This is a genomic window from Burkholderia sp. SJZ089 (assembly GCF_007828315.1).
Lineage (GTDB): Bacteria > Pseudomonadota > Gammaproteobacteria > Burkholderiales > Burkholderiaceae > Burkholderia > Burkholderia gladioli.
On sequence record NZ_VIUM01000009.1, the window covers coordinates 194,300 to 220,678 of the forward strand.

A 26,379-nucleotide genomic window follows, 5' to 3' on the forward strand; every position below is an offset into this window, starting at 1 on the left:
CGCGATGACCACCTCCTCCGCCTTCCTCGATGCCTGCCGCGCCGCGATCGGCGCGGACCACGTGCTGAGCGACGCGCACGACACGGCGCCGTTCCTGACCGACTGGCGCAAGCGCTACCGCGGCACGGCCTGCGCGGTGTTGCGCCCTGGCAGCACCGACGAGGTGGCGGCGATCGTGAAACTGGCCGCCGAGCACCGCGTCGCGATCGTGCCGCAGGGCGGCAACACCGGCCTGGCCGGTGGCGCCACGCCCGACGACAGCGGCACCCAGGCGGTGCTGAGCCTGGCGCGCCTGAATCGCGTGCGCGAGCTCGATGCGCACAACAACACCATCACGGTGGAGGCCGGCGTGATCCTCGCCGAGGTGCAGGCGCGCGCGCAGGAAGCCGGGCGCCTGTTCGCGCTGAGCCTGGCCGCCGAAGGCAGCTGCACGATCGGCGGCAATCTCTCGACCAATGCCGGCGGCACCGCCGTGCTGCGCTACGGCAACACGCGCGAGCTGTGCCTGGGCCTGGAAGTGGTCACGCCGCAGGGCGAGATCTGGCACGGCCTGCGCGGCCTGCGCAAGGACAACACCGGCTACGACCTGCGCGATCTCTACATCGGCGCCGAAGGCACCCTGGGCATCATCACCGCCGCCGTGATGAAGCTGCATCCGCGCCCGGCCGCCCAGGTCACGGCGCTCGCCGCGCTCGAATCGCCGCATGCCGCGCTCGACTTCCTGGCGCTGGCCCAGCGCTGCGCCGGCCCGCTGCTGACCGGCTTCGAGCTGATGTCCGATTTCTGCATGCGGCTGGTCGGCAAGCATTACCCGCAGTTGCGCTACCCGTTCTCGACCACCCATGCGCAGACGGTCCTGCTCGAGCTGTCCGACAACGAGAGCGAGGAACACGCGCGCGCGCTGTTCGAATCGATGATGGCCGAGGCCTTCGACGCGGGGCTGGTGGTCGATGCGGTGGTGGCGGAAAACCTGGCGCAGTCGCGCGCGTTCTGGGACCTGCGCGAGCACATCCCGCTCGCGCAGGCCGACGAGGGGCTCAACATCAAGCACGACATCGCCGTGCCGATCTCCTCGATCGCGCGCTTCATCGACGAAACCGACGCGGCGATCCAGCAGGTCGCCCCGGGCGCGCGGATGGTCACCTTCGGCCACCTCGGCGACGGCAACCTGCACTACAACGTGCAGACGCCCGAGGGCGGCGACCCGAAGGCCTTCCTGGTCGAGTTCCAGAAGCCGATCAATCGTGTCGTCTACGACAACGTGCATCGTCACCACGGCACGATCAGCGCCGAGCACGGCATCGGGCAGTTGAAGATCGACGACGCGCAGCGCTACAAGTCGCCGGTCGAGATCGAGCTGATGAAGACGCTCAAGCGCGCGCTCGATCCGCACCAGCTGCTGAACCCGGGCAAGGTACTGCGCTGACCCGGCAGGCGGCGGCGCGGCGCGCGCAGCCGGACGCGCCCGCCCTGCCGCCCCTTCCCCTCGATACCGCGACCGTCACCAGGAGCCCCCATGTCGATCCGCGTGCGCGTGCTGTCCGATCTTCATCTCGAAGGCAATACCCCCGAGGCGATCCCGGGCGCGGCGGCCGACCTGGTGGTGCTGGCCGGCGATATCCACAATCACGCGGAAGGCCTGCGCTGGGCCGCCGGAACCTTCGAGGCCGAGGTACCGGTGATCTACGTGCCCGGCAACCACGAGTATTACGACGGCGACTTCGGCGCGCTCGAGACCGCGATGCGCGACACGGCGCGCACGCTCGACCAGGTCCATTACCTCAATCGCGGCGTCTACCACGCGCCGGATGGACGCTTTCGTGTGCTCGGCACCACGCTCTGGACCGATTTCGAGCTATATGGCGGCGACCAGGTGCGCCGCGCCGAGGCGATGACCGCCTGCGCCCGCGCGATGTTCGATTTCAACGGCGCGATCCAGGTGGACTGGGCACCGGGCAGCGGCGCCAGCGAGGCAGGCGGCGCCCTCGCGACGCAAGCCTCGCGGGCGCTGACGCCCGCCGACACGCTGGACCTGCATCGCGCCTCGCGTGCCTGGCTGGCGGCGGAACTGGCCCGGCCCTGGGCCGGCGCGACCATCGTCGTCACCCATCACGCGCCCCATCGCGACAGCCTGGCCGAGCGCTACGCGAACGAAATCGTCTCGGCCGGCTTCATTTCCGACCTGGAAAGCCTGGTCGCGCCGCCCGTCGATCTGTGGATCCACGGCCACACGCATACGTCCTTCGACTACACCGCGGCGAGCGGCACGCGCGTGGTCTGCAATCCGCGCGGCTATATCCGGCGCAGGACGGGCGAGCGCGAGAATCCGGCCTTTGCCTGGGACAAGGTGGTGACGCTGGAAGCCTGAGGGACGAAGCCGCGCCGTAAACGACAAACGGGCGTGCGAGAAGCACGCCCGTCTTTCCGATCCGGCAGGACCCTGCCGCCGCGACGCCGCTCAGGCCGGCCGATTTTCCAGGCCGCCCGCCGCCGTCACAGCCTGAAACATCTTCGAGCCGGCAACGCGCCCGGCTCAGTAGCGCGACGACCGACGCGCATCGAAGCGCTGCGCATCACGACGCACCCGAATCGGCACCAACTGGCGCTGCATCCGTTCGCGCAGCAGTTCGCGCGCCGCGACGATACCTGTCCAGCCGATCACGGCCGCGAGACCCAACATCACCCAGTGCGCGTTCATTGCCTTTCTCCGTCAGTCAGTGCGTTGATTCGATGACTCAACAGTAGCAAACCCCGCGCGTTTCAAGCGTAAAAAAATGTTGCCTCACTGCAAAGAAACGTCAGGCCGACGTTCAGGCGCGGTTTTCGATGCTCCCCTCTATTCAGGTTTCGTGGCTGAATTGCTCGAGCGCGGTGATGTCGGCCTCGAGCGTGGCCGGCAGCGATTCGCGCATGAAATCGACCCAGGTGCGGATCTTGGCGTCGAGATACTGGCGCGAGGGATAAAGCGCGTAGATGTTCATCACGTGCGAGCGGTATTCGGGCATCACACGCACGAAATCGCCGTTGCGCAGGCCGGTGATCGCCGTATAGAGCGGCAGCACGCCGACGCCCATGCCCTCGCGGATCGCCACCGCCAGCGCCTCGGCGACATTCACGCTGAACGGCGGCGAGGCCACCGACAGGGTTTCGTTGCCGTCGGGCCCGAGCAGGGTCCATTCGTCCCACTGGAAACCCGGCGCCACCATGCCCATGCAGGTATGGGCGTCGAGATCGCTCGGCCGGCGCGGCACGCCGTGCCGCTCCAGGTAGTCGCGCGAGGCGCAGACCACGCTGAAGGTCTCGCCGAGCCGCTGCGACACCAGCCCCGAATCGGGCAACTCGCGGCCGAGCACGATCGACACGTCAAAACCCTCGTCGAGCAGGTCGGGCAGCCGCTGCGCCAGCGTCAGGTCCACCTGCACCTCCGGGTAGCGCTGCCGGTAGCGCGCCGCGAGCGGCACCGTGTAGTGCTGGCCCATGCTGGTCATGCAATGCACCTTGAGCTTGCCCGAAGGCCGCGCATGCGCGTCGCTGGCCTCGGCCTCGGCCTGGTCGACATAGGCCAGGATCTGCTCGCAGCGCTGCAGGTAGCGCTCGCCGGCCTCCGTCAGCGCGATGCGCCGCGTGGTGCGATTCAGGAGGCGCGTGCGCAGGTGCGCTTCCAGGTCCGATACCGCCCGCGAGGCGTAGGCGGTCGTCGAATTGAGCTGCTGGGCGGCCGCGGTGAAACTGCCCGCATCGACCACGCGCATGAACACACGCATGTTCTGAAGCGTATCCATACTGATTCCCCCTTCAATGCGGGCAGATTGTTGCACAAAGCTGCGGCAATATTATCTCGAGATACGTAAAGATTCCTTGCACCCTTACCGGCTTATCCATCAATAAGCGAAAAAATATAATCGCTTCCGAATCATCTTTATCCGAACGGGAGAAAATCGTGCAGTCTCCGGTAACAAAAGGGACGCTCGCACTTGCGGTTCTTGCAATCTCATTAACAATGGCCGGATGCGCGAGCATGGGCAATGTTGCACCGCAAGCAACGCGCGTCGACCCCGCCACGCTGGACGCGGGCGCCGCGATCCGCGCGGCCAACCGCGACGCGGGCTGGCCCAGCGCCGACTGGTGGCGCGCCTATGGCGACCCGCAGCTCGACGGCTGGATCGCGGCTGCCCAGGCCGGCAATCCGTCGCTGGCCGCCGCGCAGGCGCGCGTGCGCCAGGCGCAGGCGGTGGCGCGCATCGCGCACGCCGACGAACTCCCGCAGCTCGACGGCGAACTGGCCCTGCAGCGCAAGCACTGGCCCGATGACTATTTCTACGGCCCCGGCACGCTCGCCAACACCAATAGCTGGAACAACACCGGCACGCTGAACCTGTCCTACCACCTCGATCTTTGGGGCAAGGACAAGAACAACGCCGAGCGCGCGCTCGATTCGGCCCGCGCCCAGGCCGCCGACGAGCGCGCGGCGCGCCTCGAGCTGGAGGTCAACGTGGTGCGCGCCTATATCGACTTCGCGAAGAATTTCGCCCTGCTCGACATCGCGCAGCAGACCTACGACCGCCAGAACGAACTGATCCAGCTCGCGCAGAAGCGCCTGCGCGCCGGCATCGGCACCCAACTCGAACTGAGCCAGGCCGAATCGCCGCTGCCCGACTATTCGCGCCAGATCGACAGCTACCAGGAGGCCGTGCAACTCGGCCGCCACCAGCTCGCCGCCCTGGCCGGCAAGGGCCCCGGTGCGGGCGATACCCTGACGCGCCCCAAGCTCGCGCTCGATACCCCGGCCAGCCTGCCCTCCGCGTTGCCCGCCGAGCTGATCGGCCGGCGCCCCGACGTGGTGGCCGCGCGCTGGCTGGTCGACGCGCAGGCGCGCGGCATCGACGTGGCCAAGGCGCAGTTCTACCCGAATGTCGACCTGCTTGCCTCGCTGGGCGGCTTCGGCGTCGGCTCGGCCTTCGCCGGCTTCCTGCGCTCGATGAACGGCGGCTGGTCGGCGGGGCCCGCCATCACGCTGCCGATCTTCGAGGGCGGGCGCCTGCGCGCGCAGCTGGGCGCTGCCTCGGCCGGCTACGACGAGGCCGTGGACCAGTACAACCAGACGCTGGTCTCGGCGCTCAAGGATATCGCCGACGACGTGGTGCGGATCCGCTCGCTCGACACGCAGCGCGAGGACGCCGCCCGTTCGGTGGCGCTCACGCGCCGCACCTTCGATCTCTCGCACCAGGGTTTCAAGCGCGGGCTGACCGACTACGTGAACGTGCTGGTGGCGCAGTCGCAACTGCTGCGCGCACAGGAGAGCCAGACCCGCGTCGAGGCCGAGCGGCTCGCCGCGCACGCCTCGCTGATGGCCGCGCTCGGCGGCGGGCTCGAAGCCCCCGAGGACGCGCCGCGGGACGGCGCGGCCGCGCCCGGCAAGGCCGGCACACCGGCGGCCGGCGCTTCTCCGAACGGGGCGACGCAGCCGGCGCCGGCCAAGGACGCTGCGTCGGCATCGGCGGCACCGACCTCGCTCCTGCCCCGGACCGCCAGCGAGGCCCTGGCCTCGCCGGCCCCCTCCGCAGCCGCCCGACCGTCGGCCGCCTCGCCCGCGCCGGCCCCGGCCGCCAAGCTCACCCGCGCCGCGACCAGCGAATCGGGCCGCCCGACGCGCCGCCGGCAAGTCGCCGCGGGCGCCGCTCTGGCCGACACCGACCGCGCCGCCGTGCCGGCCGCCGAGTGAGGAAAGCCGCGATGTCCGCCCCCTCGTCCACTCCCGCCTCGGCGCCGCCGCCGGCCCGCTCGCCGTTCGCCGCGCTCGCCGCGACCTGCGCCGACTGGGCGCGCACCGACGGCAATGCCTGGCTCTACCTGTTCAAGGCACTGACGGCGGCCTTCCTGGCGATCGGCGTGTCGATGGTGCTCGACCTGCCCGCGCCGAAGACCGCGATGACCACCGTGTTCATCGTAATGCAGCCGCAAAGCGGCGCGGTGCTGGCCAAGAGCTTCTATCGCCTGACCGGCACCTTCGTCGGCCTGGCCGCCACCCTGACCTTCGTCGGCCTGTTCCCGCAGCAGCCCTGGCTGTTCCTGATCGCGGTCGCGCTGTGGGTGGCGATCTGCAACGCCGGCGCCGCGCGCAACCGCAACTTCCGCAGCTACGGCTTCCTGCTGGCCGGCTACACCGCCGCGCTGATCGGCCTGCCCGCCTCGCAGCAGCCCGACGGCGCCTTCATGTCGGCGCTCACGCGGGTGGCCGAGATCTGCGTCGGCATCGTCTCGGCCGGCCTGGTCAGCGCCCTGCTGTTCCCGCGCTACACCGGCGAGCAGATGCGCGCCACGGTGCGCCGGCGCTTCTCGTCCTTCGTCGACTACGTGGCCTCGGCGCTGTCGGGCAAGCTCGACCGCGCCCACATCGAGAGCGTGCACACGCGCTTCGTGGCCGACGTGATCGGCTTCGAATCGGCGCGCAGCATGGCGGTGTTCGAGAACCACGAGTCGCGCATGCGCAACGGGCGCCTGGCGCGCCTGAACAGCGAGTTCATGACCGCCTCGAGCCGCTTCCACGCGCTGCACCAGTTGATGAACCGGCTGCGCGCGGCGCACGACACGGCGGTGATCGCGGCGCTGGAGCCCTACTACCGCGAGATCGCCCCGCTGCTCGAGCCCGAGGGCCAGCCGGTGCGCACCGCGGCCGACGCGGCGCGCATCGCCGAGCCGCTGCTGGCCTATCGCGACGCGCTGCCGCGCAGGATCCGCGCCACCCGCGCCGAGCTGGAGACGCACCCCGATTTCCCCCTGCTCGACTTCGACACCGCCGCCGAGCTGCTCTACCGCTTCATCACCGACGTGCACGCCTACGCCGCCACCTACGGGTCGCTGGCCAGCGAGACGCACGAGCGCGAGCGCTGGATCGAGCAGTTCGAGCCGAAGACCAACCTGACCGCCTCGCTGATCGCCGGCCTGCGCACCGCCGTGGTGATGCTGCTGCTGGGCTGGTTCTGGATCCACAGCGCCTGGCCCAGCGGCGTGATGCTGGTGCTCAACGCGGCGGCCGTGTGCGCGCTGGCCTCGGCCTCGCCGCGGCCGAGCGCGACCGCCATGCAGATGGGCATGGGCGCCTCGCTGGGGGTGGTGATGGGCATCCTGCTGATGTTCTTCGTCTACCCGCGCATCGACGGTTTCCCGATGCTGTGCGTGGCGTTGGCCCCGCTGCTGTCGATCGGCATCTGGCTGACGCTGCGACCGAAGACGGGCGCGCACGGCATGGGCTACCTGATCTTCTTCAGCTTCCTGGCCGGCCCCGACAACGTCACGCACTACGACCCGACCGACTTCCTCAACAACGGCCTGGCGATCGTGCTGTCGATGCTGGTCTCGGCGCTGGCCTTCGCGGTGCTGGTGCCGCCCAGCTCGCCCTGGCTCAAGCGCCGCCTGTTCGCCGACCTGCGCCGGCAGGTGGTGATGGCCTGCCAGGACCGTCTGAGCGGGCTGCGCACGCGCTTCGAGAGCGGCGCGCGCGACCTGATGTTCCAGGCCCACACGCTGTCGGCCGACCAGCCCGGCGTGCAGCGCGACGCGCTGCGCTGGATGTTCGCGGTGCTGGAGGTCGGCAACGCGATCATCGACCTGCGCCACGAGCTGGCGGCGCTGCCGAGGGACCCGCGCTACGCCGCCTCGATGCCCTGGCGCCAGGCGATCCGCGCGATGCGGCGCAGCGTCACCGCGCTGTTCGCACGTCCCCGCCCGGCCCGCTTCGATGCCGCGCTGGCCGCCACCATCGACGCGATCGCCGCGACCCGGCAGGCGCTGGAGACCTTCGCGCCGCCCGCCGAGGAACGCCACCAGTTGCAACGCATCCTCAGCCACCTGCATTTCGTGCGCACCGCGCTGCTCGATCGCGAATCGCCGCTGGCGTCGCTCGACGGCGGCACGGCGCGCCCCACCCCGGGAAACCCATCATGATGCCGCGTGAAATCGCCGTCTTCGACGCCTACATGCCGACCGTCGTGCTGATGTTCGTGCTAGGCGCCCTGCTCACCTGGATGGTCGACCGGCTGCTGGCCGCCACCGGCCTGTACCGCCTCGTCTGGCATCCCTCGCTGTTCCGCGCCAGCCTGCTGGTGTGCATCTGCGGCGGCCTGGGCCTTGCCGTCTATCGTTGAAATGAATCGAACCATGCTCCTCAGAAAACTCTTCGGCTTCATCGCGACGGCCGTCATCCTCGTGATCGCGATCCTGATCGGCCACCGGCTGTGGGTCCACTACATGGACGAGCCCTGGACCCGCGACGGCCGGGTGCGCGCCGAGATCGTCAACGTCGCGCCCGACGTGTCGGGCGCGGTGGTCGAGCTGCCGGTGCGCGACAACCAGTTCGTCCACAAGGGCGACCTGATCATGCAGATCGATCCCTCGCACTACGCGATCGCCGTCGAGCAGGCCAAGGCCGCGGTGGCCGCGCGCGCCGCCGAGCTGGCGATGCGCCGCGCCGATGCCGCGCGTCGCGCCGACCTGGACGCCGCCGTGGTGTCGCGCGAGAACCGCGAGAACGCCTCGCAGACCGCCTCGGGCGCCGCCGCCCAGTACCAGCAGGCGCTGGCCGCGCTGGCCGCCGCCCAGCTGAACCTGGCGCGCACCCGGGTGGTCGCGCCGGTCGACGGCTACATCACCAACCTGAACGTGTTCCGCGGCGACTACGCCACCGCCGGCAACGCCAAGCTGGCGATCATCGACAGCCATTCGTTCTGGGTCTACGGCTACTTCGAGGAAACCAAGCTGCCGCGCGTGAAGCTGGGCGCGCCGGCCGAGATGCGGCTGATGAGCGGCGGCGTGCTGAAGGGCCACGTCGACAGCATCTCGCGCGGCATCTACGACCGCGACAACCCGCAGAGCCGCGACCTGGTGGCCGACGTCAACCCGACCTTCAACTGGGTGCGGCTGGCCCAGCGCGTGCCGGTGCGCATCCATATCGACGAGGTGCCCGAGGGCCTGGTGCTGTCGGCCGGCACCACCTGCACGGTGATCGTCGACGAGGGCAAGGAGCGCAAGGCGGCGACGCCGGCACCGGCCCCCGCCAAGTCGTGATCGCGTCGGTCGCCTGAACGACGAGCGGCCAGCGCCCCCGAACGAAATCGGCCCGCGATGCGTCCTGCATCGCGGGCCGATCTTCATGGCGGGGACGACGCGCGCGGCGCCGCCCTCACGCTCAAGCCTGCGCGTTCACCCGGAAGTGCCCGACCAGCGCCTTGAGCGCCTGGGCCTGCTCGTCGAGCGAGCGCGCAGCGGCCGCGGCCTGCTCGACCAGGGCCGCGTTCTGCTGCGTGCCGTCGTCCATCTGCTCGACCGCGCGGCCGATCTCGTCGATGCCGGCGCTCTGCTCGGTGGAGGCCGCCGAGATCTCGCCGATGATGTCGGTCACGCGACGCACCGCGCGCACCACCTCCTCCATGGTGCGTCCCGCGTCGCTGGCGAGCTGCGCGCCGTTGGCGACGCGCTCGACCGAGGCGCCGATCAGCTGGCGGATCTCCTTGGCCGCGGTGGCCGAGCGCTGCGCCAGGGTGCGCACCTCGCTGGCCACCACCGAGAAGCCGCGCCCGTTCTCGCCCGCGCGGGCCGCCTCGACCGCCGCGTTGAGCGCCAGGATATTGGTCTGGAAGGCGATGCCCTCGATCGTGCCGATGATGTCGCGAATGCTCTTGGCGCTCTCGTCGATCTGGTTCATGGTCGCCACCACGCGGCCCACCACCTCGCCGCCCTGCTCGGCCACGTCCGAGGCGTTCTGCGCCAGCGCGCTGGCCTGCCGCGCGTTCTCGGCGTTCTGGTGGACCGTCGAGGTCAACTGCGACATGCTCGACGAGGTGCGCTCCAGCGCCACCGCCTGCTGCTCGGTGCGCTGCGAGAGGTCGAGGTTGCCGGTCGAGATCTCGCCCGAGGCCGAGGCGATCGCCTCGGCGCTGGCCGCGATCTCGCGCACCGTGCCGGCGAGCTGGCGCTGCATCTCGTCGAGCGCGTAAAGCACGCTGCCGCGGTCGCGCCTGGCCAGCCTGACCGGCTGGGTCAGGTCGCCGCTGGCGATGCCGGCGGCGATCGTCTTCGCAGTGGCGGGCTCGCCGCCGAGCTGCGCGCCGATCCGGCGCACCACCCAGGAGGCGATCAGGATCGCCAGCACGATCAGCGCGGCGGTCATCACGGCGATCATCGCCAGCGAGGCGTGGAAGCGCGCCGTCGAGGCATCTCGCGTCTGCCTGGCCGCCTCGCCGCGCGAGGCCACCAGCGCGTCGACCTGCTTCTCGAGCTTGCCGGTTTCCACCAGCAAGCCGACGTCCTGGGTGCCGACCTGCCAGTTCATCTGCGACAGGTCCAGCGGCTGCTGCTTGATCAGCGCCACGAAGTCGCGCAGGTGCGCGCTCCAGCCGGCGACCGACTTGGTGAAGGCATCGAGCATGGCGCGATCGCCGGCGTCGCTGTAGCCGTCGAGCGTCTTGAGGTCGCTGGTGATGCCGTTGAGGTCGCTCTCGATATCGCTGCCGAGATCGTCACGCTCCTTGGCGGTGGTCGCCGTGAGCAGCATCTTCTGCGCGCGGCTCGCGCGCAGCACATGGCCGCGCACCGATTCGGCCGCATGGCTGGCCACGTGGCCCTGCTCGTAGACCGAGCGGATCGACTCGTCGAGCCGGCTGATCTGCCAGAGCGAGAACAAGCCGATCGCGAGCGTGCCGATCAACAGCACGGCGAAGGCGGCATACAGCGTCGCGCGCACCGACCATGCTCGCGACGGCTTGCCGGCGGCACGGCGCGTGGCGCGTCCGGCGCCGCCCGAGGCGGCCGGCAGCGCGGCGGCCGCCGCCATGCCCTCGGTCGCCGGCCTGGCCCGCAGCGAAATTCCCATCATCGATTCCCCTGTACTTTTTCTGCTGCCGGAAACGTCGGCTCCGGCACTCACCGTACGGCCGTCCGCCGCGGATCTGCGGCATGGCCCATTCCGCGCGTGTGGTCACGGATAAGGGCTTGTCGGCAGCAATGATTTTTTTCTTGAGTCGGGATCGCACCCAGTTGTGCGCACGCGACGATCGCACCCCGTAGGCCAATCGTCAGGAAACTCGCGGCTTGTCCGAAGCCTCGATGGGCCTCGACCGAAACCTGGCCATTCATGGCCCAGTCATGTCCGAATCACGACAAAAGTTGGCCTGACAATTCGAGTGAGCCACTTTACACTCCGGTGACCTTATCCCGAATTCCAATGACGCCGCGGTCCCAGCACCGCCCCAACGCCGCTCATCATGCAAACCAGCCTCGACAACCGCCAGACGATATCCGCCGCGGCCGCCCCCGCGACGGCGCCGGCCCGCACCAACTACCCGGTGCTCGGCGCGATCAGCTTCTCGCACCTGCTCAACGACATGATCCAGTCGTTGATCCTCGCCATCTATCCGATGCTGAAGGCCAATTTCGCGCTGTCCTTCGCGCAGATCGGCCTGATCACGCTGACCTACCAGATCACCGCCTCGCTGCTGCAGCCGCTGATCGGCCTCTACACCGACAAGCGGCCGCTGCCGTTCTCGCTGCCGGTCGGGATGGGCTTCACGCTGTCGGGGCTGCTGCTGATGTCGGCCGCGCCCAGTTTCAGCGTGCTGCTGGTGGCCGCCGCGCTGGTCGGCTGCGGCTCCTCGGTGTTCCACCCGGAATCCTCGCGGGTGGCGCGCATGGCCTCGGGCGGCCGCCACGGCCTGGCGCAGTCGCTGTTCCAGGTGGGCGGCAATGCCGGTTCCTCGCTCGGGCCGCTGCTGGCCGCGCTGGTGATCATCCCCCATGGCCAGCACAGCATCGCCTGGGTGTCGGTGGCCGCGCTGGTGGCGATCGTGGTGCTGGCCCAGATCGGCCGCTGGTACCAGCGCCAGCCCGCGCCGAGGAAGAAGTCGGCCGGCGAGCGCCATGCCACGCTGAGCCGCCGCCAGGTCTGGCTCGCGCTCGGCGTGCTGATGCTGCTGGTGTTCTCGAAGTACTTCTACCTGGCCAGCATCACCAGCTACTTCACCTTCTACCTGATCGACAAGTTCCACCTCGGCGTGCAGGCCGCGCAGCTGCACCTGTTCATCTTCCTCGCCGCGGTGGCGGCCGGCACCGTGATCGGCGGGCCGATCGGCGACCGCATCGGCCGCAAGTGGGTGATCTGGGTGTCGATCCTCGGCGTGGCGCCCTTCACGCTGGCCCTGCCGCACGTGAACCTGTTCTGGACCAGCGTGCTGAGCGTGATCATCGGCGTGGTGCTGGCCTCGGCCTTCTCGGCAATCATCGTCTATGCCCAGGAGCTGATCCCCGGCAAGGTGGGGATGGTGGCAGGCCTGTTCTTCGGCCTCGCCTTCGGCATGGGCGGCGTGGGCGCGGCCGTGCTCGGCGATATCGCCGATGCCACCAGCGTGGCCTTCGTCTACCAGATCTGCGCCTTCCTGCCGCTGATCGGCGTGCTGACGGTGTTCCTGCCCGACGTCGAGGGCAGGAAGGCAGCCAAGCAGCGCGCCGCCGCCTGAGCCCGCGGCGGGCGATGCCTCGCCCAAGACAAAACGCCCGGATCGTGACGATCCGGGCGTTTTGTCATGCCGTCGGCAAACGCGTCGCTCAGGCCGGCACGCCGTCCGCCGTGCTCGGCGCCGCCTCGCCGGCCAGCGCCAGCAGGAAGCGCTGCAGGATCCCCGAGGAATAGCTGCTGGCGATCTCGGTCAGGAAATTGGTGAACGAGGCGGTCGCGTGATCGTCGGCCGTGTCCGACACGGTGCGCACCACCGCGCAGGGCACGCCATATTCGTGGCAGACCTGGGCCAGCGCCGCGCCCTCCATCTCGACGGCCAGCGCCTCGGGCAGCATCTCGCGCAAGGCGACCACTTCCGGCTCGCTCGACACGAAACGGTCGCCGCTGATGATCAGCCCCGCATGCACGCGCGCCCCGCGCAGCCGGAAGCGCTCCTTGAGCGCCTCGCCCTGCTCGCCCACGAAGGCCTCGCAAGCCGCCTGCAGCGCCGCCGACAAGGCCGCGTCGGCCGCGAAGCGGGTGATGCCGAGCAGCGGCACCTCGTGGCGCGGGAAGATCGGCGAGGCATCGAGATCGTGCTGCATCAGCGCGCGCGCCACCACGATGTCGCCCACCGCGATCTCGCGCGCCACGCCGCCGGCCACGCCCGCGAACACCACGGCCCGCACGTTGAAGCGGTGGATCAGCGCGGTGGTGGTGGTGGCCGCCGCCACCTTGCCCACCCGCGCCAGCGTGACCACGCAGGGCACGCCGTGGGCGGTGCCGAGGTGGTACTCGCGCTGGCCGAGCGTGACCGTCTCGACGGCGCCCTCGGCCTGCATCGCGGCGAGCAGGTCGCCGAGTTCCTGGGGCAGCGCGGCGAGGATGCCGAGCGGCCTTTTCCTATCGAATTGCATGGTCATTCCACCGCCTGGAGTTTTGCCACCGCCAGCGCCAGCCATTTCTCGCCGTGTCGCTTGAAACGGACCTGGGCCTTCGCGTCCGTGCCTTCTCCCTCGAGGGCCGTCACCGTACCCTCGCCGAACTTGGTATGGAACACCGGCTGGCCGACCTTGAAACCGCTGCCGCTCGCGCGCTGCGCGTTGGCGAAGGCCGGCAGCGGCGCCGACACGGCCGCGTCGACCACGCTCTCGCGCGAGCCGCCGCCATTGCCGCCGCCGGGCCGCGAGAACCAGTTGCGCCCCCAGCCGGCGTTGTCGGCACGGCCGCCCCAGCGGCTGCCGGCCTCGACCTGCGGCGTCAGCCACTTCAGCACCTGCTGCGGCAGCTCGTCGAAGAAGCGCGAGCGGATGTTGTAGCGCGTCTGGCCATGCAGCATCCGGCTCTGCGCGAAGGACAGGTAGAGCCGCTCCTTGGCGCGCGTGATCGCCACGTACATCAGCCGGCGCTCCTCCTCCAGGCCGTCCGATTCGAGCGCGCTGTTCTCGTGCGGGAACAGGCCCTCTTCCAGCCCGGTGATGAACACCGCCGCGAATTCGAGCCCCTTGGCGGCGTGCACCGTCATCAGCTGCACGGCATCCTGGCCGGCCTGGGCCTGATTGTCGCCGGCCTCCAGCGAGGCATGCGAGAGGAAGCCCGCCAGCGGCGTCATGGTGTCGGGGTTCTGGGCCGGGTCGCCCAGCTCGGCCGGCGCCAGCACCTCATCGGCGCCGCCGTCCAGCGTGATCTCGGGCGCCGCGATCGCGCCGGGGCGCAGCGGGATCGAGCGCGCCGGCGTATCGAGCCCGTAGCCTTCCTCGCTGACGAAGGCGGTGGCCGCGTTGACCAGTTCCTGCAGGTTCTCCAGGCGGTCCTGCCCTTCGCGCTCGCCCTGGTAGAAATCGGCCAGGCCGCTGGCGCGCACCACGTATTCGACGGTTTCCGGCAGGCTCATCTGCGCGGTCTCGGCGCGCATCTTCGCGATCAGGTTGGCGAAGGTGCCCAGGCTGGTGCCGGCCTTGCCCGTCACGTAGGGAATCGCCGCCGCCATCGCGCAGTTGTAGAGGCGCGCCGCGTCGGCCAACTGCTCGATCGAGCGCGCGCCGATCCCGCGCGTGGGGAAGTTGACCACCCGCGCGAAGGCGGTGTCGTCGCTCGGATTGTCGATCAGGCGCAGGTAGGCCAGCGCGTGCTTGATTTCCTGGCGCTCGAAGAAGCGCAGGCCGCCATAGACGCGATAGGGAATCCCGGCCGTCATCAGGGTGTGCTCGATCGCGCGCGACTGCGCGTTGCTGCGATAGAGCACCGCCACCTCGCTGCGCGCCATGCCGCCGTTGATCAGCGAGCGGATCTCCTCGACGATCCAGCCCGCCTCCTGCGAATCGGTGGCCGCCTCGTAGACGCGCACCGGCTCGCCGTGCCCCGCGTCGGTACGCAGGTTCTTGCCGAGCCGATGCGAATTGTGCGAGATCAGGTGGTTGGCCGCGTCGAGGATGTTGCCGTGCGAGCGGTAGTTCTGCTCCAGCTTGATCAGGTTGCGCACCCGGAACTCGTCCTCGAAGTCGCGCATGTTGCCGACGTTCGCGCCGCGGAAGGCGTAGATCGACTGGTCGTCGTCGCCCACCGCGAAGATCGCGTTCTGGCCGCCCGCCAGCAGCTTGAGCCAGGCGTACTGCAGCTTGTTCGTATCCTGGAACTCGTCGACCAGGATGTGCCGGAAGCGCGCCTGGTAATGCGCGCGCAGCGGCGCATTCAGGCTCAGCAGCTCGTAGCAGCGCAGCAGCAGCTCGGGGAAGTCGACCACGCCCTCGCGCTGGCATTGCTGGTCGTAGGCCTGGTAGAGCTCGACGAACATCCGGTTGAAGTTGTCGGTGGCGTCCACCTTGTCCGGGCGCAGGCCTTGCTCCTTGGCATTGTTGATGAAGTACTGGACGTTCTTCGGCGGGTACTTCTCGTCGTCGATGTTCGAGGCCTTCATCAGGCGCTTGATCGCCGAGAGCTGGTCGGCCGTGTCGAGGATCTGGAAGGTCTGCGGCAGGCCGGCGTCGCGATAGTGCGCGCGCAGCATGCGGTTGCAGAGGCCGTGGAAGGTGCCGATCCACATGCCGCGCGTGTCGATCGGCATCATCGCCGACAGGCGCGAGAGCATCTCGCGCGCGGCCTTGTTGGTGAAGGTCACGGCCAGCACGGTGGGCGGCGAGGCAAAACCCTGCTGGATCAGCCAGGCGATCCGCGTGATCAGCACGCGCGTCTTGCCGCTGCCCGCACCGGCGAGGATCAGCGCCGGCTCGTTCGGCAGCGTGACGGCAGCGTATTGTTCAGGGTTCAGGTTGGCGAGCAGATCGGGCATGAAGAAGCGGGTATCGAGCGGGACGGAAGAAGGGAGGTGAAGCGCCAGGACCGCCATTATAGAACGGTCGCGCCGGCACGATCGGGCCGCCGCCGCGAGCGGTTCGCGGGCCGCCGGGCCGCGCCTGATCCGGGCACGAGCCAGGCACCATCCAGGCACGACCCGGGCCCGGCGCGACCTCGCAATCGACCCCGCGATCGCCCCCGCAAGCAGGCCCCTCGACCCGCCCCGCCACCGCCGCGCGCGCCCGGCCCGACGCCGCGCCGGCCCCGGCGCGATGCGCATCCATTTATAATTGCCGGTTTCCGCATCAATCACGCATTCTTTCAGGCATTTCCGACCATGAGCGACAGCACGCTGGCGAAGAGTTTCGAGCCCCAGACCATCGAATCCCATTGGGGGCCGGAGTGGGAAAAGCGCGGCTACGCCGCCCCGAAGATCGATCCGGCCAAGCCGGATTTCGCGATCCAGCTCCCGCCGCCGAACGTCACCGGCACGCTGCACATGGGGCACGCGTTCAACCAGACCATCATGGACGGCCTGACGCGCTACCACCGCATGCGCGGCGACAACACGCTGTGGGTGCCCGGCACCGACCACGCCGGCATCGCCACGCAGATCGTGGTGGAGCGCCAGCTCGACGCGCAGAAGATCTCGCGCCACGACCTGGGCCGCGAGAAGTTCGTCGAGCGCGTCTGGGAGTGGAAGGAGAAATCGGGCTCGACGATCACCGGCCAGGTGCGCCGGCTCGGCGCCTCCACCGACTGGAGCCGCGAATACTTCACGATGGACGACAAGCTCTCGAGCGTGGTGCGCGAGGTGTTCGTGCAGCTCTACGAGCAGGGCCTGATCTATCGCGGCAAGCGCCTGGTCAACTGGGACCCGGTGCTGATGACGGCCGTCTCCGACCTGGAGGTGGTGAGCGAGGAAGAGGACGGCAGCCTCTGGCACATCAACTACCCGCTGGTCTCGGGCGAGGGCCACCTGACGGTGGCCACCACGCGCCCGGAAACCATGCTCGGCGACGTCGCCGTGATGGTGCACCCGGAAGACGAGCGCTACCGCCACCTGATCGGCCAGTCGGTGCGCCTGCCGCTGTCGAACCGCGAGATCCCGATCATCGCCGACGACTACGTCGATCGCGAGTTCGGCACCGGCGTGGTCAAGGTCACACCCGCGCACGACCTCAACGACTACCAGGTCGGCCAGCGCCACCAGTTGCCGCAGATCGAGATCCTCACGCTCGACGCGAAGATCAACGACAACGCCCCCGAGGCCTATCGCGGCCTGGACCGCTTCGAGGCGCGCAAGCGCGTGGTGGCCGACCTGGAAGCGGCCGGCGCGCTCGACTCGGTCAAGCCGCACAAGCTGATGGTGCCGCGCGGTGACCGCACCGGCGTGGTGATCGAGCCGATGCTGACCGACCAGTGGTTCGTGGCGATGACCAAGCCGGCGCCGGAAGGCAGCTTCAACCCGGGCAAGTCGATCACCGAGGTGTCGCTCGAGGTGGTGCGCGACGGCCAGATCAAGTTCGTGCCGGAGAACTGGACCACCACCTACTACCAGTGGCTGGAAAACATCCAGGACTGGTGCATCTCGCGCCAGCTCTGGTGGGGCCACCAGATCCCGGCCTGGTACGGCGAGAACGGCGAGATCTTCGTCGCCCGCGACGAGGCCGGCGCGCGCGCCAAGGCCGACGCGGCCGGCTACGCCGGCGCGCTCAAGCGCGACGAGGACGTGCTCGACACCTGGTTCTCCTCGGCGCTCGTGCCGTTCTCCTCGCTCGGCTGGCCCAGCGAGACGCCCGAGCTGAAGCACTTCCTGCCCTCCTCGGTGCTGGTCAGCGGCTTCGACATCATTTTCTTCTGGGTCGCCCGGATGGTCATGATGACGACGCATTTCACCGGCAAGGTGCCGTTCCACACCGTCTACATGCATGGGCTGGTGCGTGACGCGGAAGGCCAGAAGATGTCGAAGAGCAAGGGCAACACGCTCGACCCGATCGACATCATCGACGGCATCGGCCTGGAGGAGCTGGTCGCCAAGCGCACCACGGGCCTGATGAACCCGAAGCAGGCGGCCTCGATCGAGAAGAAGACGCGCAAGGAATTCGCCGACGGCATCCCCGCCTTCGGCACCGACGCGCTGCGCTTCACGATGGCCTCGATGGCCACGCTCGGGCGCAACGTCAACTTCGACCTGGCGCGCTGCGAGGGCTACCGCAACTTCTGCAACAAGCTCTGGAACGCCACGCGCTTCGTGCTGATGAACTGCGAGGGCCACGATTGCGGCACCGCCAAGCCGGAGCCTTGCGGCGCCGGCGACTGCGGCCCCGGCGGCTACCTGGACTTCTCGGCGGCCGACCGCTGGATCGTCTCGCTGCTGCAACGCGTGGAAGCCGACATCGCCAAGGGCTTCGACGACTACCGCTTCGACAACATCGCCAACAGCATCTACAAGTTCGTCTGGGACGAGTACTGCGACTGGTACGTCGAGCTGGCCAAGGTGCAGATCCAGAACGGCACGCCCGAGCAGCAGCGCGCCACGCGGCGCACCCTGCTGCGCGTGCTGGAGACGGTGCTGCGCCTGGCGCACCCGGTGATCCCGTTCATCACCGAGGCGCTCTGGCAGAAGGTCGCGCCGCTGGCGGGCCGCTACCCGGCCGGCGCGGCCGAGGGCGAGGCCTCGCTGATGGTGCAGGCCTACCCGGTGGCGGACCTCGCCAAGCTCGACGAGCCATCCGAGCAATGGGCGCTCGAGCTGAAGGCGGTGGTCGACGCCTGCCGCAACCTGCGCGGCGAGATGAACCTGTCGCCGGCCACCCGCGTGCCGCTGCTGGCCACCGGCGAACTGGAGCGCCTCACCAGCTTCGCGCCCTACCTGAAGGCGCTGGCGCGCCTGTCGGACGTCACCATCGTGGCCGACGAGGCCGCGCTCGACAGCGAGGCGCAGGGCGCGCCGATCGCCATCGTCGGCGCCAACAAGCTGGTGCTGAAGGTCGAGATCGACGTGAAAGCCGAACGCGAGCGCCTGTCGAAGGAAGTCGCGCGGCTCGAGAACGAGATCCGCAAGTGCGAGGCCAAGCTCGGCAACGAGGCCTTCGTGGCCAAGGCCCCGCCGGCGGTGGTCGAACAGGAGCAGAAGCGGATCGCCGAATTCCGCGGCACGCTCGACAAGCTGGCCGCGCAGTTGGCCCGTTTGCCGGCATAAGAGGACGTTTTCCGGCCATTTGCAGGCGCAATGGCCGGCGTAACAAAGGGTAAGCTCGCTTGCACGGACCGTGCCAGCCCAATCACCATGGGCGGCACGAATGAATCAATCCAAGGATGAAAGGTCGATCACATGCTGAAAGTCACTAAGGCGGTATTTCCGGTTGCCGGTCTCGGCACCCGCTTCCTGCCGGCGACGAAGGCAAGCCCGAAAGAAATGCTGCCCGTCGTCGACAAGCCCTTGATCCAGTATGCCGTCGAGGAGGCGATCGCGGCCGGCATCACCGAGATGATCTTCGTCACCGGGCGCAGCAAGCGCGCCATCGAGGATCACTTCGACAAGTCCTACGAAGTCGAGGCCGAACTCGAGGCACGCGGCAAGGAGAAGCTGCTCGAGCTGGTGCGCAGCATCAAGCCCGCCAATGTCGACTGCTTCTACGTGCGCCAGCCCGAGGCGCTCGGCCTCGGCCACGCCGTGCTCTGCGCCGAGAAGCTGGTCGGCGACAATCCCTTCGCCGTGATCCTCGCCGACGATCTGCTCGACGGGCAGCCGCCCGTCATGAAGCAGATGGTCGATACCTTCGACCACTACCACAGCTCGATCATCGGCGTGGAGGAGATCCCCGCCTCGGACACCAAGTCCTACGGGATCGTCGACGGCAAGGAGTGGGAGGAGTCGATCGTCAAGCTGTCGGGCATCGTCGAGAAACCGGCGCCCGAGGATGCGCCCTCGAACCTCGGCGTGGTCGGCCGCTACATCCTGAAGCCCCGCATCTTCGAGCACCTGCGCGCGATCAAGCCCGGCGCCGGCGGCGAGATCCAGCTGACCGACGCGATCCAGGCCCTGCTGGCCGACGAACAGGTGCTGGCCTACAAGTACGAAGGCACGCGCTTCGACTGCGGCAGCAAGCTCGGCTACCTGAAGGCGACCGTCGAGTTCGCGCTGCGCCACCCGGAAGTGCGCGACGAGTTCGAGCAGTATCTGCGCGAACGCGGCACCTCGCAGTCGGTGTAATCAATCGGGGCTCGCGCCCTGCCCGCTCCACCGGCGGGAATCCAAAAAGCGCCGCTTCATGCGGCGCTTTTTGCTGTGCCGGCGCGCGGCCGGGTGCCCTGGCTACTTCGGTTCGGCGGGTTTCACCGATACCACCCCCGGCATGCCGCCCGCCGCATCCGGCCGGGTCCGCACCAGCCAGCCGGTGCCGCCTTGGTAAGGCAGCTTCGCCAGCGCGCTGCGCACCAGGTTCGGCATCGCCGCGAGCGGATCGGCCTGCCGGTCGCGCGAGGATGCCGTGACCTGGTAGGCCGTCTCGCCGTTGCGCGAGTCGACGAAACGCAGCGTCAGCAGGTGCCGGTAGACCGGCCCCGCGAACGGCAAGGCGAGCGGCGCGGAGCCGTCCACGCGCACGCCCGGCGACGCGGCGCCCGGCGTGCCGGAAGCGCCCGACGCGGCGCCCGCGCCGAGCGCGAGCGCGCCCGGCTGGGTGGCATAGGCGATCGCCAGCCGGTAGGGCGCGCCGTCCGGCTGCTCGTGATAACCCTGCCGGGCCAGCTCGTCGCGCACCAGCGATTCGACGCGCCGGTATTGCCGCGTCGCGTCGTCGTCCTGGCCGTCGCCGTCCTGCGTCTCGGTACGCGCGAACGCGTAGTTCCGGGCATCCGCGCCGAAGCCGGCTGCCCGGCCCGCGACACTCACGCCCGTGGTCGGCGCCGCGCAACCGCCCAGCAGCGCCAGCGCGAGGGCGACGGCGGCCCCTGTCCCGATCGTCTTCATGAGAACTCTCCCCAGCATGCCGTTGTCCGGCGAATTCAGTCCCGCGTGCCAGGCACGAGCGCGCGCGACTGCGATTGATAGGGTCCCGCTCAGGCCGCGGGCTCGTCCAGGCGCGGCAGCGTGATCGAGATCGCGGTGCCGACGCCGACCGCGCTGTCCACCGCGATGCTGCCGCCATGCCGCGTCACCACGGTCTTCACGAACACCATGCCGAGCCCGGTGCCGCTCACCTCGGGGCGCTCGCCGGCATGGAAGCGCCGGAACCGCTCGAACAGATGCGCCTGGTCCTCGGGCGCGATCCCGTAACCCTGGTCGCGGATCGTGCAGGTCACGCGCGGCGGTCCCTCCTCGGTGGCGAAGCTGCAGCTGATCAGCGTATCGGCCGGGCTGTACTTGACCGCGTTGTTCAGCAGGTTCACCAGCGCGCGCGCCATCAGCGAGCGATCCGCGCCGATCCAGTAGGGCTCGCCGTCGAGCGCCGTGTCGATGCGGATGCGCTTGGCCTGCGCCTGCGGCCAGACCTCGTCGCTGGCGTCGATCAGCAGGTCGGCGAAGCTGGCCGTGTCGATCCGGTAGGTCTGCGATTCGGCGCGCGCGAGCTGGACGAATTCGTCGGCCAGCGTCAGCGCGCGCTGCGCGTGCCGCTCGATGCGGCCGAACAGCTCGCGCTGCGGCGCCGAGGCATCGCCGCGCTGGCGCTCGATCTGCACCAGCGCGAGGATCGAGGCCTGCGGCGAGCGCATGTCGTGCGACAGCAGGTGCAGCGCCTCCTCGCGCTGGCGCTCCGCCGCGTGCAGCGCCGTGACGTCGACCAGGCCCGCGATCCAGCCGATCGCGCGGCCCTCGGCATTGGTGCACGGCGCGTAGCGTAGCAGATGGTCGAGGCCGTCGGCATCGCGCACTTCCAGGCCGCTGATCAGCAGCGCCGGCGCCTCGCCGCGGGTCGGATCGAGCGCGGCCGGCCAGGCCGCGCGCAGCTCCGGCTCGCGCTCGGGATGCGCCACCGTCTTGACGAATTCGAGCGCGCCGAGCGCCCCCTGCAGCGAGCGCCCCTCCGGCGCGTTGACGCCGACCCGCGCGCAATAGCGCTTGGCCGCGTGGTTGGCGATCAGCACCGTGCCCTTCACGTCGGTCACGAAGATCGGCTCGGGCATGCTGTCCAGGCTGTCCCACACGAAGCGCTTCATGTCCTGCACGCGGCGCGCGGCCTGCGCCATCAGGTTCATCTGCCGCTCCAGCACGTCGCCGCCGAACTCGGCGCGCTGGGCCGGATCGCGCGGCGCCTCGGGCAGCAGGTGCGGCTCGGCGGCGAGCCGCTCGAGCTCGCCGCGCAGGTAGGTCATGGTCATCTCCAGACGCCGCCAGTTCCACAGCAGGTAGACCACGATCAGGCCGAGGATGGCGGGCGCGGGCGAACCCCAGCAGCGCCCGCCGAACAGCAGCGCGGCGCTGCCGGCCACCGCCAGCACGGTCAGCGAGGCCGCCAGCAGCAGCGCGCGCAGCGGCGAGAGCAGCAGGATGCCGGCCAGCAGCGCGGCCAGCAGCGGCAGCGAGGCGAGCAGCAGCCAGCCCGGCGAGGCCAGCGTGATGGCGCGGCCGGTCAGCAGCATGTCGAGCACGCTGGCATGCAGGTAGACGCCCGGCAGGGTGCCGAAGTCGCCCGAGATCGGCGTGGCGAAGCGATCGTAGAGCCCCGCGGCGGTCACCCCGACCACCACGATCTTGCCGCGCAGCGCCGCCTCGGGCACCTTGCCGGCCAGCACGTCGGACAGCGAATAGGCCGGGTAGTCGAGCGTCGAGCGGCTGAACGGGATCAGGTAGCGCCCGGGCGCGGGCAAGGCCGCCTTCACCAGGCGCGACGCAGCCGCCGAGGCGGAGGCGGGAGCGGAGGCGGCCGGCGCTGCGGCGGGCGGGGAAGTCGAGGCGGCGGAGGCTGAAGTCGAAGCGGTCGAGGCGGCGATCGACGATGCCGTCGAGGCCGCGTCGACCGCGTCCTGCCCTGCCCCGCCCGCCGGCGCATCCAGCGCGCGCGCCACCGACAGCATCAGTTGCGGCCAGTCGCGCCGGCCGTCGCTTTCGGCAAGCGCCACGCTGCGCACGATGCCGTCCGGATCGACCTCGAAATTGATATGGCCGGTACCCGCCAGCCGCGCGGCCAGCTCGGGCACGGGCGGGCTCACCTCGCGCGTGCCGTCGGCGGCCTCGGGGCTCAGCAGCACCGGCAGCCAGGCGGGCACGCGGGCGAGCGCCTGGCCGAGTTCGGCATCGTCGGGGGAAGCTTCGATGAACAGCACGTCGTAGACCACCGCGGCCGGCCGCGCGCGCGCCAGCTCGTCGAGCAGGCGCGCATGGACGCTGCGCGGCCAGGGCCAGCGGCCGAGCCGGTCGACGCTGGCGTTGTCGATCTGCACCACCACGATGTCGGGATCGAGCGCCAGATGGCGCGCGCCGAGCAGATGATCGTAGATCAGGCGATCGACGCTCGAGGTGGCCTGCCAGAACACGCCGGCGCAGATCGCCGCCACGCCCAGGCAGCCGATCGCGAGCCACTCGACCAGGAAGCGCCGGCCGAGTGGCTGGCGCCGCCGGGAGCCGGATTCAGGCTTCATCGGCGGGCGTCAGCGCGCGAGCGTGAAGCTGTTGACGGCGCCCGCCTTGTCGTAGAACCGGCCGTTCGAGAACTGCTCGGCGATCACGCGCCAGTAGTAGTCGCCGGGCGGCAGGTGCGAGAGCACCAGCCGCGTGTCGGTCAGGCCCGGCTGGTCGACGATCGGGTTCGACAGGTCGCGCGCGGCCGACAGCACGAAGCGGTAATGCGTGGCCGCCTCGCCCTGCGCGCCGCTCGGCATCCAGCGGAACGCGTAACCGCCCGCGGCCGGCCCGGCTTCGCTGCGCAGGCCGAAGCGGCGGCGCTCGAAGCCGTAGGTGCGCGGCTGGCCTTCCAGGCCGTTCGCGTCGATCGCGGCGATGCGCACGAAATAGCTGTCGTCGGGCAGCGCATCGAAGCTCGCGCGCGGCGTGTCGACTCGCGCCTCGCGGATCAGGTCGAGGAAGCCCGCATCGCTGGCGAGTTCCACATGCCAACTGCGCGCGCCCTCCTGCGGCACCAGCTCGAAGCTCACCTGCGCCTCGTCCTGCACGCGGCCCGGCTTGACCAGGCTCGGCGGCGCCAGCAACGGCACCGGCGCGCCCACCTGCCCGTCGGCGCCCGCCACGCTGCCGAAGTTGGCCTGCACCAGGGTCGCGTCGGCGCGGCTACGCCCCGGCGCGACGCCGACCGTGCCGTCCAGCACCTCGACGCGCGTCAGCGCCTGCCCGTCGGCATCGTAGTTGACGCGAAAGCGGGTGCCGCGCACGCCGGCCACCACCGAGGGCGAGCGGATCTGGAAGCGGTCGTCCGGCTTCTTCATGTGGCTCACGTCGCTGTCGACCGAGCCGCGCCTGAGGTCGATCACGCGCTCCAGGGTGCCGGTCAGCACGGTGCGGCGCAGCGCGGCCACGTCGATCTGGCTGCCCGGCGGCAGGCTCAGGTGCGTGCCGTCGGCCAGCTCCAGCGTGACGAAGCCGTCGCTGCCGGTGCGCAGGCGATCGCCCTCGCCGAGCGTGGCATTCGGCGTGAGCGCCACGAACGCGGCGTCGCGCCCGGCGCGCTCGACCGTGCCGTGGCTGGCGACCACGCGCGCGGTGAGCGGCTCCTTGCGCAGGCGCGCGGCCGGCAGGCGGATCTCGATGCCGCGCTGCAGGCGCTTGGGCGCCGGCACGCCGTTCATCTTCGCCACCAGGCGCCAGTCGTCGGCGCCCTGCAGGTACTGCCGCGAAATCTCGTAGAGCGAGTCGCCGTCGCGCGTCACATAGGTGACGATGCCGCCCGCGACGCGTTCCGACGAGGGCCGAGTCATGCTCGCCAGCGAGGGGGCCGAGGCGGCCTGCGCCCAGGCGCTGCCCGTGCCGACCCAACCGCCCGCGGCGAGCGCCAGGCAGGCGGCCGCGATCGCGCGGCGCAGGCCGCGCGGGTAACCCGGCGCGGCGCTCACTCGGCGGCCCCTTGCGGCAGCCGCTCGAGGCGATAGCCGTAGCCGTAGATCGGCGCGAGCCGGTAGCCGTTCTCGGGCCGCAGCGCGAGCTTGGTGCGCAGCATCGAGATATGCGTGTCCATGGTCCGCGAGGGGATGTCGGTCGCCTGCTTCCAGACCAGGTCGAGGATGTGCGCGCGAGACAGCGGCTGGTCGACGTGCTGGAACAGCAGCAGCGCGAGATCGAATTCCTTCTGCGTGAGACTGACCGCCTGGTCGCCGACGAAGGCCTGCTTCAGGTTGGTGTCGAAGCGGTAGCTGTCGAATTCACGCATCACCGAATCGGTGTTGGCGGGATAGGCGCGGCGCAGCAGCGAGCCGATGCGCGCGCGCAGGATCGGTGCCGATACCGGCTTGACCACGTAGTCGTCGGCGCCCGCGTTGAGGATCTCGGTGATGCCGGCCTCGTCGTCGCGGCTGGTCATGAAGATGATCGGCAGGCGATGTTCGGTCTGGTTCTCGCGCACCCACTTCATCAACTCTTCGCCCGACAGGTCGGGCACGTTCCAGTCGAGCACCAGCAGGTCGAAGGTCTCGCGCTGCAGGCGCTTCTTGAGCACCTTGCCTTCGCTGAACGCATAACACGTGTGACCGACCGCCGTCAGCGTCTGGCTGACGAAGTCCGTCTGCGCCTCGTCGTCGTCCAATACAGCAATTCTCATAACACCCCGCAATGCGGCGACGGCAGGAAGCCGTCCCGCGTTCCACGCCCGATCGCGTGTGCCCGGTGCCGGCCCGTGGCCTCGGGCCGGCAGGCATCACCGCGCTGGCGGCGCTCCGGACGCTATTGTGTCCGGAGCGCCGCTTTTCTCAAAATCGGGTCGCCTACTACCCAAGGGACCGCGAGCGGGGCTGGCATCGGCACCCGCCGCAACCGCCGCCGCCCGACCGTCGAACGGCCGGGCGAACGTCTTTCAGATCGATCCGGGCGACAGGCGCCGCGCCTTGTCGCCGCCGGAGGGCGAGCCCGCATCCTGCGGGTCCCGCGATTTCGGCCCGGCGTCCGGACCGGATTCCGGCTCGGCGCCGGTTTGCGCCGCCGCGCGGCGGCCGCCGTCCTGCCGGCCGTCGCCGCGACCGGCATCGTCGCCGGCCTCGTCCTGCACCTGCCGCGCGAGCGCGGCATGCAATTGCCCGCGCACATGCTCCCATGCGGTGCGCGCATAGTCGGGCTGCTCGGCGGCCCAGGCCTGCGCCAGGTCGAACACCCGCGCGAGGGTCGGCGCGCAGCGCGTGAGCTCCGCCTGCGGCGTGCCGAGCGTGTCGCGCAGCCATTCGGCCAGCCACGGCATGTCGGCCGCGCAGGCATCCGCATAGGCTTCGAGCGCGGCGCGCGCGTGAGGATCGTGAGCCGGGTCGAGCTCGACGCGCTGCATCGCCCGCGCGCGCTCGCGTGCCCTGCCGCGCGACGCGAACGGTATCCGGACCGTTCCGGGCCTCAAGAACATGATTTCTCCCTGGTGCGGCCGATGCCCATTCGCGTCGCGGCGAAATACGATACCTCCCCGCGACAAAATGCGCACGCCTGCCGTTGCAGCGCAGTATAAGGA

Annotated in this window: 18 protein-coding genes and 1 pseudogene; 9 read left to right on the plus strand and 10 right to left on the minus strand. The window is 69.9% G+C overall.

What is annotated here, in order from left to right; all coding sequences use genetic code 11:
- Window positions 1-4: 4 nt before the first annotated feature.
- Together FB600_RS18710 and FB600_RS18715 are read left to right on the plus strand one after the other, a co-directional pair.
- Window positions 5-1,426 (plus strand): FAD-binding oxidoreductase, encoded by a 1,422-nt coding sequence (locus tag FB600_RS18710; RefSeq protein ID WP_145757193.1) that lies wholly within the window; start codon window positions 5-7, stop codon window positions 1,424-1,426.
- Window positions 1,427-1,522: 96 nt separating this feature from the next.
- Window positions 1,523-2,368, plus strand: a complete 846-nt coding sequence (locus FB600_RS18715) for a metallophosphoesterase (protein ID WP_145757221.1) — start codon at window positions 1,523-1,525, stop codon at window positions 2,366-2,368.
- A 165-nt stretch (window positions 2,369-2,533) separates the two neighbouring features.
- Here FB600_RS18715 and FB600_RS37270 read toward each other — a convergent pair whose 3' ends face one another.
- Both FB600_RS37270 and FB600_RS18720 read right to left on the minus strand, forming a co-directional pair.
- Window positions 2,534-2,698: a hypothetical protein gene (locus FB600_RS37270; protein ID WP_186021061.1), complete on the minus strand. Its 165-nt coding sequence runs from the start codon at window positions 2,696-2,698 to the stop codon at window positions 2,534-2,536.
- 142 nt (window positions 2,699-2,840) lie between these two features.
- Window positions 2,841-3,782, minus strand: a complete 942-nt coding sequence (locus tag FB600_RS18720; protein ID WP_096749172.1) for a LysR family transcriptional regulator — start codon at window positions 3,780-3,782, stop codon at window positions 2,841-2,843.
- 218 nt (window positions 3,783-4,000) lie between these two features.
- Between FB600_RS18720 and FB600_RS18725 the strand changes: the two genes are divergently transcribed.
- From FB600_RS18725 to FB600_RS18740, 4 genes are read left to right on the plus strand one after another with little or no spacing between them, the layout of a single operon-like run.
- A complete protein-coding gene (locus FB600_RS18725) occupies window positions 4,001-5,722 on the plus strand; it encodes an efflux transporter outer membrane subunit (protein ID WP_227742997.1) in 1,722 nt (573 codons plus the stop codon).
- An 11-nt stretch (window positions 5,723-5,733) separates the two neighbouring features.
- Entirely contained in the window at window positions 5,734-7,944 is a 2,211-nt protein-coding gene (locus tag FB600_RS18730) for an FUSC family protein (protein ID WP_145757192.1), read from the plus strand.
- Entirely contained in the window at window positions 7,941-8,144 is a 204-nt protein-coding gene (locus tag FB600_RS18735; RefSeq protein ID WP_013697734.1) for a DUF1656 domain-containing protein, read from the plus strand. Before FB600_RS18730 ends, FB600_RS18735 begins: the two co-directional genes overlap by 4 nt.
- A 13-nt stretch (window positions 8,145-8,157) precedes the next feature.
- Window positions 8,158-9,063 carry an HlyD family secretion protein gene (locus FB600_RS18740; RefSeq protein ID WP_098154160.1) on the plus strand — a complete coding sequence of 302 codons (906 nt, stop codon included), beginning with the start codon at window positions 8,158-8,160 and terminating at the stop codon, window positions 9,061-9,063.
- A 121-nt stretch (window positions 9,064-9,184) separates the two neighbouring features.
- Here FB600_RS18740 and FB600_RS18745 read toward each other — a convergent pair whose 3' ends face one another.
- On the minus strand, window positions 9,185-10,870 hold the full coding sequence (locus tag FB600_RS18745) for a methyl-accepting chemotaxis protein (RefSeq protein WP_096749175.1): 1,686 nt from the start codon (window positions 10,868-10,870) through the stop codon (window positions 9,185-9,187).
- A 388-nt stretch (window positions 10,871-11,258) separates the two neighbouring features.
- On the opposite strand from FB600_RS18745, the gene FB600_RS18750 reads away from it, so the two are divergent.
- Complete coding sequence (locus tag FB600_RS18750) at window positions 11,259-12,506, plus strand: MFS transporter (protein WP_145757191.1); 1,248 nt, start codon at window positions 11,259-11,261, stop codon at window positions 12,504-12,506.
- 88 nt (window positions 12,507-12,594) lie between these two features.
- Here the strand turns inward: FB600_RS18750 and FB600_RS18755 are convergent, their stop codons facing one another.
- Together FB600_RS18755 and FB600_RS18760 are read right to left on the minus strand one after the other, a co-directional pair.
- Window positions 12,595-13,407, minus strand: a complete 813-nt coding sequence (locus tag FB600_RS18755) for a 5'-methylthioadenosine/adenosylhomocysteine nucleosidase (RefSeq protein WP_098181034.1) — start codon at window positions 13,405-13,407, stop codon at window positions 12,595-12,597.
- Window positions 13,404-15,773 carry a UvrD-helicase domain-containing protein gene (locus FB600_RS18760; protein ID WP_145757190.1) on the minus strand — a complete coding sequence of 790 codons (2,370 nt, stop codon included), beginning with the start codon at window positions 15,771-15,773 and terminating at the stop codon, window positions 13,404-13,406. Before FB600_RS18760 ends, FB600_RS18755 begins: the two co-directional genes overlap by 4 nt.
- Window positions 15,774-16,115: 342 nt before the next feature.
- Here FB600_RS18760 and FB600_RS18765 point away from each other — a divergent pair, with 342 nt between their 5' ends.
- Together FB600_RS18765 and galU are read left to right on the plus strand one after the other, a co-directional pair.
- Window positions 16,116-18,983 carry a valine--tRNA ligase gene (locus FB600_RS18765; protein WP_145757189.1) on the plus strand — a complete coding sequence of 956 codons (2,868 nt, stop codon included), beginning with the start codon at window positions 16,116-16,118 and terminating at the stop codon, window positions 18,981-18,983.
- 132 nt (window positions 18,984-19,115) lie between these two features.
- Window positions 19,116-19,997, plus strand: a complete 882-nt coding sequence (gene galU / locus FB600_RS18770; protein ID WP_013697727.1) for a UTP--glucose-1-phosphate uridylyltransferase GalU — start codon at window positions 19,116-19,118, stop codon at window positions 19,995-19,997.
- Window positions 19,998-20,099: 102 nt separating this feature from the next.
- Here the strand turns inward: galU and FB600_RS18775 are convergent, their stop codons facing one another.
- The 5 genes and pseudogenes from FB600_RS18775 to FB600_RS37755 all read right to left on the minus strand — a co-directional run.
- Window positions 20,100-20,756: a DUF4136 domain-containing protein gene (locus tag FB600_RS18775; RefSeq protein ID WP_096749180.1), complete on the minus strand. Its 657-nt coding sequence runs from the start codon at window positions 20,754-20,756 to the stop codon at window positions 20,100-20,102.
- Window positions 20,757-20,845: 89 nt separating this feature from the next.
- Window positions 20,846-23,365, minus strand: a complete 2,520-nt coding sequence (locus FB600_RS18780; protein ID WP_145757188.1) for a CHASE2 domain-containing protein — start codon at window positions 23,363-23,365, stop codon at window positions 20,846-20,848.
- A 9-nt stretch (window positions 23,366-23,374) separates the two neighbouring features.
- A complete protein-coding gene (locus FB600_RS18785) occupies window positions 23,375-24,655 on the minus strand; it encodes a FecR domain-containing protein (RefSeq protein WP_227743054.1) in 1,281 nt (426 codons plus the stop codon).
- Window positions 24,656-24,786: 131 nt separating this feature from the next.
- Window positions 24,787-25,491: a response regulator transcription factor gene (locus tag FB600_RS18790; RefSeq protein ID WP_013697723.1), complete on the minus strand. Its 705-nt coding sequence runs from the start codon at window positions 25,489-25,491 to the stop codon at window positions 24,787-24,789.
- A gap of 426 nt (window positions 25,492-25,917) precedes the next feature.
- A pseudogene (locus FB600_RS37755) lies at window positions 25,918-26,277 on the minus strand (hypothetical protein); the annotation flags it as partial.
- Between the last annotated feature and the right edge of the window lie 102 nt (window positions 26,278-26,379).